9 protein-coding genes are annotated in these 10,385 nt (G+C 62.2%); 4 read left to right on the plus strand and 5 right to left on the minus strand.

The window, feature by feature from the left end:
• Together NML54_RS03505 and NML54_RS03510 are read left to right on the plus strand one after the other, a co-directional pair.
• A complete protein-coding gene (locus NML54_RS03505; RefSeq protein WP_254755932.1) occupies positions 1-1,500 on the plus strand; it encodes a sensor histidine kinase in 1,500 nt (499 codons plus the stop codon).
• Between the two features lie 422 nt (positions 1,501-1,922).
• Positions 1,923-2,213, plus strand: coding sequence for a WXG100 family type VII secretion target (locus NML54_RS03510; protein WP_254755933.1), 291 nt, complete (start codon positions 1,923-1,925; stop codon positions 2,211-2,213).
• A 232-nt stretch (positions 2,214-2,445) separates the two neighbouring features.
• On the opposite strand, the gene NML54_RS03515 is transcribed toward NML54_RS03510, so the two are convergent.
• Complete coding sequence (locus tag NML54_RS03515) at positions 2,446-3,885, minus strand: RNase H family protein (RefSeq protein WP_254755934.1); 1,440 nt, start codon at positions 3,883-3,885, stop codon at positions 2,446-2,448.
• A 175-nt stretch (positions 3,886-4,060) separates the two neighbouring features.
• Here NML54_RS03515 and NML54_RS03520 point away from each other — a divergent pair, with 175 nt between their 5' ends.
• Positions 4,061-5,065, plus strand: coding sequence for a 4'-phosphopantetheinyl transferase family protein (locus NML54_RS03520; protein WP_254755935.1), 1,005 nt, complete (start codon positions 4,061-4,063; stop codon positions 5,063-5,065).
• Positions 5,066-5,198: 133 nt separating this feature from the next.
• On the opposite strand, the gene NML54_RS03525 is transcribed toward NML54_RS03520, so the two are convergent.
• From NML54_RS03525 to NML54_RS03540, 4 genes are all read right to left on the minus strand, one after another.
• Positions 5,199-6,305, minus strand: coding sequence for an isochorismate synthase (locus NML54_RS03525; protein ID WP_254755936.1), 1,107 nt, complete (start codon positions 6,303-6,305; stop codon positions 5,199-5,201).
• Positions 6,306-6,404: 99 nt separating this feature from the next.
• Positions 6,405-7,172 (minus strand): SDR family oxidoreductase, encoded by a 768-nt coding sequence (locus NML54_RS03530; RefSeq protein ID WP_254755937.1) that lies wholly within the window; start codon positions 7,170-7,172, stop codon positions 6,405-6,407.
• Positions 7,169-7,870: an isochorismatase family protein gene (locus tag NML54_RS03535; RefSeq protein ID WP_254755938.1), complete on the minus strand. Its 702-nt coding sequence runs from the start codon at positions 7,868-7,870 to the stop codon at positions 7,169-7,171. The genes NML54_RS03530 and NML54_RS03535 overlap by 4 nt, the downstream gene beginning before the upstream one ends.
• 305 nt (positions 7,871-8,175) lie before the next feature.
• On the minus strand, positions 8,176-9,585 hold the full coding sequence (locus tag NML54_RS03540) for an FAD-dependent oxidoreductase (protein ID WP_254755939.1): 1,410 nt from the start codon (positions 9,583-9,585) through the stop codon (positions 8,176-8,178).
• A 211-nt stretch (positions 9,586-9,796) separates the two neighbouring features.
• Here NML54_RS03540 and NML54_RS03545 point away from each other — a divergent pair, with 211 nt between their 5' ends.
• A complete protein-coding gene (locus NML54_RS03545) occupies positions 9,797-10,303 on the plus strand; it encodes a mycothiol transferase (RefSeq protein WP_254755940.1) in 507 nt (168 codons plus the stop codon).
• The last annotated feature ends 82 nt before the right edge of the window (positions 10,304-10,385 follow it).

The raw sequence follows: 10,385 nt of genomic DNA on the forward strand, positions 1-10,385 counted from the left end.
GTGGCGCTCAAACCCCTCGACCGGATTCCCCAGTCTCTTTCCCTTCGCACCCAGCTGGTGCTCATCACCTCCATGCTCATCGCCCTCTCCATTGCGGTGACGAGCCTGGTGGCGATTTCCGCTCTACGCGCCCAGATGGTGCACCAGCTGGACGAAGAGATGAAGAACAGCGCCCCCTCACTCGTGCAGCTGGCGACCGTGCGCCCCTCCGGCAATCAGGAACAATCCCTGAGCACCTACCGCCTGTACCTGCTCGATAAGGACGGCAACGTACTGTACTCGCTCGAATCCGAAGACAGCGGTCGGTTCAGCGAGCCGGCGCTGCAGGGCTGGACCGAAGAGAAGGTTCGCAAGCAAAACGAGGAGGCGGTCACCGTCAACTCGGTGGGCAGCTCCTCCGATTGGCGCGTGCTCGCCGTGCCCATTCAAACCAACGACTCTTCAGGTTTGCCGGAGGCGGCCTCCCTCATCATTGCCATGCCGCTGAAACAAACGAACCAGGTGGTCGCCCTCGTGGGTGTACTGACCTTCGCGTTTGGTTTGGCGACTCTCGCCTCCGCGATTGCGATGACCTGGGTGATTGTGACCCGCACCTTCGAGCCGCTGGCTCGCGTGGAGCAGACCGCTGCCAAGATCGCTGCCGGTGACCTCTCTCAGCGTATTGAGGACTACAATCCCAGCAACGAGATCGGTAACCTCGCGGTTTCGCTGAACACGATGCTCACCCAGATTGAAATGCTCTTCAAAGCCCGTGAGAAGAGCGAGGCGAAAATGCGCCGCTTCGTGGGTGACGCTTCGCATGAGCTGCGCACTCCGCTGGTCAGTATCCGAGGCTACTCGGAGCTGTACCGTCAGGGCGCGCTACCCACCGATGAGGCTGTCACTACCGCGATGAGCCGCATCGAATCGGAGTCCAAGCGTATGGGTCAGCTCGTGGAAGACCTGCTGACCCTCGCGCGTATTGATGAGCGCCGCGAATCCAAGCTGGCGCCCTTCGACCTGTTCAACCTGGCAGTGGACGCTAGTAACGACGCCCACGCTACGGCACCCGACCGTGTAGTGTCCCTGGTGGGCCTGAACGAAGAAGTGGCACCGACCTCCGCAACCGTGCTCGGCGACGAATCACGCCTGCGTCAGGTTGTGGCGAACCTGCTAACCAACGCCATGCGCTACACCCCCGACGGCTCTCCCCTGGAGATCGCGGTGGGCGTGCGCGAAGAGGTTCCCGGCTTCCCGCTGTCCGTGCTGGAGGTGCGCGACCACGGCCCCGGTATTCACGGCGAGGACCGCGAGCGAGTCTTCGAGCGTTTCTACCGCACCGACGCCTCGCGTTCGCGTGAGACCGGTGGTACGGGTCTGGGTCTGTCCATTGTGGCTGCGATTATCGAGCAGCATGAGGGCAGGATTCACATTAAAGAGACCGATGGTGGCGGCGCTACTTTCGTGATTTCTTTGCCGTTCTATCCGCCGCCCGTCTCGGATGATCAGCTAATGAAGTAGCACTGATGCATACCCCCCCCCCCGGATTGTGGAACTTGAGTGTTCTACGGTTCGGGGGTTTTGCTGGTTCAGGGGTTTTGCTGTGCCCCGGAAGCGGGATGATAACTCGCGGCGGCGCGAGTAAAGAGAACGCGAGTGAGAAGAAGCTTCGCGGCTAAAGAACAGCGGGAGCATCCTAGCGCGCGTCATGGCGACGTCATTTTCGGGAGGGTTTTCGATTTTTTCGAGATGCTGGAGTGAATCTGGCGGGTTTATCCACAGATTTATTTAATAATCATTTTTCAGCTCATTTGATGCATTTTGAAAGATATAGTGATAACAAGCTTCCGGTCAGGAACTCACCCCTTCCAGAGATCCAAACCCCAAGCGCCATCACGGGGCAACCGCCCCACCTATCTCACATATCTCAAAGGAGAAAAACCATGGCACAGTTCAATGTCGATTCCGAAGTCATCGCAGCCAAGAGCGCACAGGCACGATCCTACGTCGCATCCATCACCGCAGACGTCAACGGCATGACCGCATCCCTACACGATTTGCAAAGCTCCTGGACTGGCTCCGCATCCGCCAACTTCCAGCACGTACTGGACCAGTGGCACGCAACCCAGCGCCAGGTCGAAGCATCCATCACCCAGATCAACGAGGCACTCACCCGCGCAGGCGTGAACTACGCAGACACCGAGCAGGCTAACGCCTCCATGTTCGTCAACTAAGGGGTCAGGGCTACAGATTCTAAGGCCCGCCCGCAGGCAGGCGGCAGACCGGGCAGCTAAAAGGTCCCGGCCGCACGGCACACCGCCTGCCAGATTCGCCAGAAGGTGGCGAACATCTATTGAGAAAACCCCGCCGCATCCTCGAAAGTGAGGATGCGGCGGGGTTTTATTGCACGGGAATCTTTGCACACAAGAGCCCATTCCTTAGGAGCAGAGCCTTAGGAGCTGAGCTTTAGGATGCGGGAGTCTCCTGGCGGAAACGCAGACGCCACAGGCCGCGCTCAGCATCGTAATGCCAAATGCTCGAACGGCTCACGCGACCACGCGCGGTCGCAACCGCCGCCATGACCAGCACGCTGGAAGAATCCAGCACCTGCACACCCTGTTTAAGCGGGGCACCCTGCTGAGTGAAGGCGCGTTCACGGTACTGCAGCACGGAGGAGCGGGTCACCGACTTGCCGGTAGCGGTCACCCACACCAGACGCTCGTGTAGCATGGACTCCAGCTGCACCACCTCCATGACGGAGCCACGGCTTTCGAGTAGCTGTTCTGCGGCGGCGGCTTCCTCAGGGTTCGGGGCAGGCGCGGGTTCAGAAGGCTGAGTATGCGCAATAGACTGGACAGGCACACCAGGTTGAGTGGGCTCTACGGTCTGTGCGGGCACCGCGGCAGGCTCTAGGGCGGGCTCTACCGCCTGCTCTTCTGCATGTTCTTCCGTCTCGCCCAGCAGTTCCGCCGGGTCAACATCATTCGGGTCCATACCCGCAAACTCTTCCAGACCGGTCAGGTCATCCTCTTCTTCCGTCTGCGCGGCACTCGATGCCTGCTGAGCGGTCGCCTCCTGCTGGCGCGCCAGCACCTTTGCATCACGCTCAGCGGCACGCTCTGCCGCGAGCGCCAGCTGTTCCTTGCGGGTGCGGACCGCCTCCGGGTCGGGGGCGTCCACCGCGGAGGCGGGGCGCAGCAGACCGGACAGGCGCAGGCTCTCCACGCCGCGCTGGGCGTTCTCAATCTCAGCTGCAGTAAATTCCTGTACGGGCAGGTGGGCGTCCGCGGAAGACTCGGAAGGCTCCGGCTCAGAGAGGGCAATGCCGGAGAGTGTAACGTCAGAGAGCGCAGGTTCTGCGGACGGAGCGTTCACAATCGGCGCTTCAACAGCCACAGGCTCCACAGCCGCAGTAGCGGGTTCAGCAGACGAGCCGAAGCCGGGGCCATGCGCAGGTTCGCGGCCCTCCTGATAGGCGCGCGCAGCACCATTCGCCAGGGAATCTGCCTTCTCGTTGAGCTCGTGACCCGCGTGACCCTTCACCCAAATAAACTCGTAATCGCGGCCGGTCAGCGCCTGATCCAGCGCCTCCAGCAGGTCGCGGTTAAGCACGGGCTTGCCGTCGGATTTCTTCCAGCCCTTCTTCTTCCAGCCGGGCATCCACTTGGTCAGCGAGTTAATGACGTACTGGCTATCGCAGTACACGCGCAGCTTCGCCTCCGGGCAGGATGCGGTCGCCTCGAACAGGTCCAGAACAGCTTTGAGCTCACCCATATTGTTGGTGCCGTGCGCCCAGCCGCCGCTCGCCCAGTGGTCGTCGTCGATATACCATGCCCAGCCTGCCGGTCCGGGGTTGCCCAGCGCCGAGCCGTCTGCGGCGGCAATGATCTCTTGCGTGCTGTTCACGGTACCTTCTTTCTGTGCCGCCGCTCTATTGTGCGGGCGGCTGTCCGTAATGATGTCTGTGATGACTTTACCGCACCGGCGGCGAGGGTGCGTAGCGCGCGGTCGCAGCTGTGGACAACCTCAAGTAGCCTCAGACGCGCTCATTGCCATAATGCCGGGCGGGTACACTAAACCTATGAGCTATTCTGCCCCCGAAACACCCAGCGCACAGCGCCCGGAGCGCCCTACCACTCGCCCGAGCGAGCGCGTGCAGATTTTCGCTCTTCCCACCCGCACGATGTACGGTTCCCTGCGTTTTAGCTGGTTGAGCTACCTGGGGCTTGCTGAGCAGCAACATGCGGCGCAGTTGCCGACCTCCACGGCGGCGGTCAGCTACCTGAGCACTCAGGCGCTCATGCGCGCCATGGCGGCAGCTCGTCTGGATGTGCCTTCCAGTGCCGCTTCTGAGATTGAGGTGGATCGTTCCTGTACCCTGTGCACCAGCGGTAAGAAGCACGGCAAGCCGCGTATTGCGGGCGTGAATTTCAATATGTCGCAGGTGAATCCGCTGGTGGTGGGTGCGTTTAGCCGTAATTCTTCGGCGGTGCTCGGCGTGGATGTTGAGACCCTGGATGCGCGTCTGTTCTCCGGTTTTGCGCGTCTGGCTCTCTCCAATGAAGAACGTGCGTTCTATGAGCGAGTGGCGCAGGAACGCCCCGCACCCGTACTGCACCTGCTCTCTGTGGCGCTGTGGACCGCTAAGGAGGCGGTGCTCAAGGCCACCGGCCACGGCCTGAGCGTGGTGCCGTCCCTGGTTCGGGTGCAGCTCACCGAGGCGCTGCTGGATGCGCTCGAACTTGCCATGAACGAGGAGGCCTCGGGGGACTTTCTAGACAGCGACACTCCCGAGCCGACCGCCCTGCGTTTACTGACTCAGGACAGCTTGACCACCGAAGCGACCTTTAGCGCGCCCCATGTCGGTAGTCAGGGCGGCGGTCAGGGCGACGAGGCTATCGAGCGGAGCTTTAGCCTGCAGTGGGTACCCGTAGCGCTCCCCGACGCGGAGAACCCCGAGCACGCGCAGAAGATGCTCATCGCCTTGGCTGTGGAGAACCCTACCGAGGGTGAGCCCGCGCAGGTTGAGGCTCAGCTTCTGCCGGTGGCTACTCCCCTGGAACTCAAGCGCCTGCTCACTGATTAGCCGCGCTCAATCCCCTACCAACTCATACAACGACGGAACGCGCCCGCCATGCCAGCGAGCGCGTTCCGCTGTTTTATTCAGTCATCGTATTCCGTCGTTGTATTCTGCCTCGTCAAGGCGTTCGTGACAGAACCTAAGGGGTATCTTCGCCCAGAGTCTCCACACCCAGGGCGCGGCCAAAGCTGCCAAGCTTCGTACCGGTCTCGGTGTGTTCCAGCTCCGGATCGGACTCAGCCACAATACCCGCACCCGCGTACAGCACCGCCTCCTCCGGGCTGACCTGGGCGCAACGCAGCACCAGCGCCCACTCGCCGTTACCCTCGGCGTCCATGTAGCCGACCAGGCCGCCAAAGTAGCGGCGCTCGAAAGACTCCAGCTGGCGAATCAGATCGAGTGCTTTCTCGGTGGGGGCACCGCAAATCGCGGGGGTCGGGTGGATCGCGCGGGCACCGTCCAGGCAGGTCAGCCCCTCCTTCAGCACGCCGTCGATGGGGGTCGCCAGGTGCCAAAGCTGCGGGGTCTGCAGCAGCGAGGGCACCTGCGGCACGTTCAGCTCCTCGGCGATGGGTGTCAGGCGCTCGGCAATATCGTTGATGACGTAGGCGTGCTCGCCGCGGTCCTTCGGCGAGGCGAGCAGGCGGTCGCGAATCGCCTCGTCCTCGGCGCTACCGGGCTCGGCAATGCGCGGGGCGCTACCGGCAAGCGGGTGGGTCTTGAAGGCGCGGCCCTCGGTGCGGAACACCAGCTCCGGGGAGGCACCCATCAGGTAACTTCCGCTCATGCCGCGCTCACCCTCGGGCAGGCGCACCGCAAAGTTGAATGCGGAACGTTGCTGGGCGCGCAGGTTGTTGTACAGCACTTCCAGGTTGAGAGCGCCGGGTGCGTAGCGGGCGGTGAGCACACGCGAAAGCACGATCTTGCTCAGCTCACCCGCCTTCATGCGCTCCACGGCGGTCGCAACGGCGGTACGGAACCGGTCGTTCTGCCGGCCGGTGACCGATACCGGCTCGGCAAGCGCCACGGTCTGCTCGGGGATCGGCACCTGCTGCTCCTCCAGGCGTTCGGGCACGAAGAGGTAGGCGGGCATATCAGGGTCAAAAGGAATCAGACCCACGACAGCGCTACCGGCACGTTTCGCCTCGTCCAGGGCATTATCGAAGGTGACAGGGGACATCGCACCGGATGCGCGCAGAACGCGGGTGCCGGTGGCAAAGATAAAATCGGGAAGGTTCATCATCATACTTCTATCAGTGGTGTGTGGGTTCGCGCCGGAAGTACATAGGATACAGTGCAGGCGCGGGTATATTGCGGGCGCAGATACAGTGAGGCGCGGGGGCCGTTAGAGGGTCGCACCGCCGTCGGCGACAATCTCCTGCATGGTGATATGGCGTGCCGCCTCAGAAATGAGGAAAGCGTTGACCGCCGCAATATCTGCCGGGTCGGCAATACGGCGCAGCGGAATGCCCAGGCGGAACGCTTCCGGGTTACCGGCAACCGGCAGGGCGGAGCGATCCTCACCTTCCCAGGCGTCAGTCACCATGGGGGTTCGGGTGGTGCCGGGGCAGACCGAGTTCACGCGAATACCGTGCGCGGCAAGCTGCAGACCAAAACTGGAACTCACGCGCGCCGCCGACGCCTTAGATGCACCGTAGGCGCCAAACTCCGCGCGGGGCACACGGGCCGCGTTGGAGGCGACCGTCACCAGGGAGCGGCTGTTCGTCGGGTCGCTCTCCTGCTGGTCAATCATGATGCGCGCGAATTCGCGCAGGCACAGGAACACGCCGTCGGAGTTGACCGCGTGCAGGCGCTTCCAGGTGTCGAAGCTGGTTTCCAGCAGCGGCTGGCTGTGGGCGATGCCCGCGGCGAGCACCGCACCGGTGATGGGTTCGTCGAGTGCCGCTACAGCGTTGGCGAGGGCGATGACGGACTCTTCACTTGTAACGTCTACGGCGTGGTAGCGGAAGATTGCGTCTCCGTAGGTACCGAAGGAGGCAATGGGCTGCTCCGCAAGGTCAGCCGCAAACACCGAATAACCATTCTTAACGAGCTGGTGGACGGTTGCCTCACCAATACCGCCGTTCGCGCCGGTCACAATGACCCAGCTCATGCGCGCGCCTCCTCAGCAGTCTCAGCCTTCTCCGCACCTTCTGCAGCATGCAGGTCGGCGAGTACATCGGCGGTGTTCAGCACGCGGGCGCAACGACCCGAAGCGTACTCGCACGCTATGCGGTGCTCCTCCTCCGAGAAGTCGGCGAGCGCATCCGCAACCATAAACGGCTGAATGTCACGCATGAACGCCTCCAGGGCGGTGGTCAGGCAGCCAATGTGCGCGTACACGCCGCCGATAATGAGCTGGTCGCGGCCAGACTCCTTGAGCAGGTCCTCGAAGGGGCTGCGCACGAACGCGGAGTAGCGCCACTTGGTCAGCACGGTGTCGCGGTCGGTGGGTGCCAGTTCGTCAAGCACGCGGGCGGACTCGTCATTCTGCAGGCCGTCGCCCCAGAAGTCGATGAGCAGGCGGCGGTCTTCGGGGTTCTGGCGCGGCGGCTGCGCGGTGTAGTAGACCGGGATTCCGGCGGCGTGGGCGGCGTCGATGAGGCGGCGTAGGTTCCGAATGGCGATGTTAATCTGGGCGTCCGGGTTATCGTTATCCTCACCCAGGTTGGCCCCTTCGAAAGCCTGGACGAAGTGTACCTGCATATCGTGTACGAGCAGTACAGCGCGGGAGGGGTCCACAGGCCAGCTCACGCGGTTGCTGTGTTCACGGTCGACGTAGGTGTAGGGCTTAATTTTGGGCAGTGCCATGATTCTCCCGGTTCGTGCCTTTGGTTTTCGGTTGTATGCGCGGCGCAGGCGGTGCGCTGTGGTGGGTGTAGCCGCGAGTGGGTGTCTCTTCCGAGCCCTCTCGTGCTAACCACCAAATCGTGAGCTTGCGCTTATCTCATAACCATCTTAGGGCATGCTTAGGTGCAAGGTATATATGAGCCTTAACAAAAATGCTTCCCCACCCGCACCCCCGTTGACAGCACAACGGGCGGAACGGGCAGGGAAGCACTCAGACAAGCAGAAACGCTATACGAACCGCGAATCCAGACGCGATTCTAGTTCAACTAATTTACGGGCGCCGCGACGGCAAGAACCTCATTCAGACCCTCAGTGATTGAGGGGTGAGTGTAAATCTCATCGCGCAGCTGCGAAGCAGTAATGCCGTGGCGCATCGCCAGAGCCACCAGGTTAATAACCTCCATGGACTCGATTACCAGCAGCTGGGCACCCAGAATCTGGTCGGTCTGCGCGTCAATCACGAACTTCATGATGCCGCGCGGGTTCTCCTGGGTCTTCGCGCGCGGCATCGCGGCAACCGCGGCAACCGGCTTCGAAGCGACCTTCACCTTGTGGCCAGCTTCGATTGCCTCACGCTCGGTCAGGCCCACGGAAGACAGCGGCGGGTTCATGTAAATGGTCGCAGCCACTGCCTTGCGATCCTTGGTGGAGCGGGAACCGTCACCGACCAGCTGGGAGAGCACCACGCGGTAGTCATCCATGGAGATGTAGGTGAACTGCGGGCCGCCGTTCACGTCACCGAGCGCGAAAATGTTCGGCACGGTGCTGCGCAGGTGCTCATCCACGACAATTGCGCCGCGGTCGTTGATTTCGATGCTGGTGTTCTCCAGACCCAGGCCCTCGGTGGCGGGCTTGCGGCCGGTCGCAACCATCACGTAGTCCACTTCCAGCTCCCGGGTAGCGCCCTCGGAGTCGAGGTAGGTCACGGTCACCGAGTCAGCGCCGTCCTTGAAGGACTGCACGCGCACGCCGGTATGAGCGGCAATATCCTGGTCTGCGATAATCTCGCGGGCAACCTGGGCAACATCCTCGTCGTAGCGGCCGAAGAGGGCGGGTACGCCATCCAGAATGGTCACCTCGGTACCGTAGGAGGAGAAAATACCGGCAAACTCAATACCGATGGGGCCGCCACCGATAATGCCCAAGCGCTTGGGGCGCGGGGTGAGCTTCTGTAGCTCCGTGGAGGTGAGCACACGCTCAGATTCGCGGATACCCTCAATCGGCGGGATAGCCGACACGGCACCGGTGTTGATGATGAAGTAGTCGGCGGTAACACGCAGGGTATCCTCGCCCGCGGTGACCTCAACCTCGGTGTCGGAGATGAAACGTGCGTGACCGTCAATGAGCTTAGCGGTCTCGTTGGACAGCAGGATCTCGCGGTTCTTGGCGCGCATCATGCCGGTCAGCTTGTCCCGGAAGACCACGGAGGATTCGTAAGCGGCGTCTGCTTCTTCAAGGGTGTGCTCACCGCTGGCGCGGAACTCGTCGGCGCGGTGTACGAGCGCCTTGGTGGGTACGCAACCGATGTTGATGCAGGTGCCGCCGTACATGCCGGTGGACTGTTCGATGAGGGCAACGTTCTTGCCGGTCTTGGCGTATGCGCCGGCGAGGGTCTTGCCGCCCTTGCCGAAGCCGATGACGACCATATCAAAGTGCAGCTGAGCGGGGGTGGTCATAATATTCTCCTGTGAAATTTAGATGATGATGTCTTCGCAGAGTTCAACGGAAAGAAATAAGTATTATTCCCGCGCGCCACATTTTTTCTTTCAAGACGGCTCTTTCAGAACGACGAACGCGCGGGCGTAGACTAAAACTACCCGGCTCCCTACAAGAAACCGCCCTAAAGGAAGCCAGCCTACGAGAAGCCAGCACAATCAGGAGGATTCCATGAACACCCACGATATTCTGCGTGACGCCGCCAGCCGCCCCGGTATCGAAGCCGCCGTAGCCGTCAAGGAGCTATCCCCCGAGGCGCTCAACGCCCACCCGGGCGGGCACCCGAACTCTATCGCCTGGCTGCTCTGGCACGCCGGACGACAAATGGACATGCAGCTTTCTACCCTGAATGGTCAGCCGCAGGTCTGGGAGGCTCAGGGCTTCAGGGAACGTTTCAACCTGGGCGAGCTGGGCGACACCATGGGTTACGGCCACACCGCCGAGCAAGCACGCTCCATCGTGGTGGAGGATTCTGCGCTGCTGGTGGAGTACCTTGTGGCGACCGGCAAGGCGCTCGCGGCCTATGCGCAGACGCTGAGCGAGGCTGATTTGAGCGAGATTATTGACCGTTCGTGGACTCCGCCGGTGACTCGCGGTGTGCGTCTGGTCAGCCTGATTGACGACGCAGCGCAGCACGTGGGTCAGGCGGCGTACGTGGCGGGTATTCTCGCCGCATAGGACTAACGGCAGAACACGGCGGCCGCCCGGGGGGGGGGGGGGGGGGGGGGGGGGGGGGGGGGGGGGGGGGGGGGGGGGGGGG

It is taken from the genome of Rothia gullae, assembly GCF_024294905.1.
In the GTDB taxonomy this organism is placed as follows: Bacteria; Actinomycetota; Actinomycetes; order Actinomycetales; family Micrococcaceae; genus Rothia.

Bases quoted from the DNA above. Each gene is read 5' to 3' on its own strand.
- NML54_RS03535 (WP_254755938.1), bottom strand. From the start codon at position 7,870: ATGGCACTGCCCAAAATTAAGCCCTACACCTACGTCGACCGTGAACAC.
- NML54_RS03540 (WP_254755939.1), bottom strand. From the start codon at position 9,585: ATGACCACCCCCGCTCAGCTGCACTTTGATATGGTCGTCATCGGCTTC.
- NML54_RS03510 (WP_254755933.1), top strand. From the start codon at position 1,923: ATGGCACAGTTCAATGTCGATTCCGAAGTCATCGCAGCCAAGAGCGCA.
- NML54_RS03520 (WP_254755935.1), top strand. From the start codon at position 4,061: ATGAGCTATTCTGCCCCCGAAACACCCAGCGCACAGCGCCCGGAGCGC.
- NML54_RS03530 (WP_254755937.1), bottom strand. From the start codon at position 7,172: ATGAGCTGGGTCATTGTGACCGGCGCGAACGGCGGTATTGGTGAGGCA.
- NML54_RS03545 (WP_254755940.1), top strand. From the start codon at position 9,797: ATGAACACCCACGATATTCTGCGTGACGCCGCCAGCCGCCCCGGTATC.
- NML54_RS03525 (WP_254755936.1), bottom strand. From the start codon at position 6,305: ATGATGATGAACCTTCCCGATTTTATCTTTGCCACCGGCACCCGCGTT.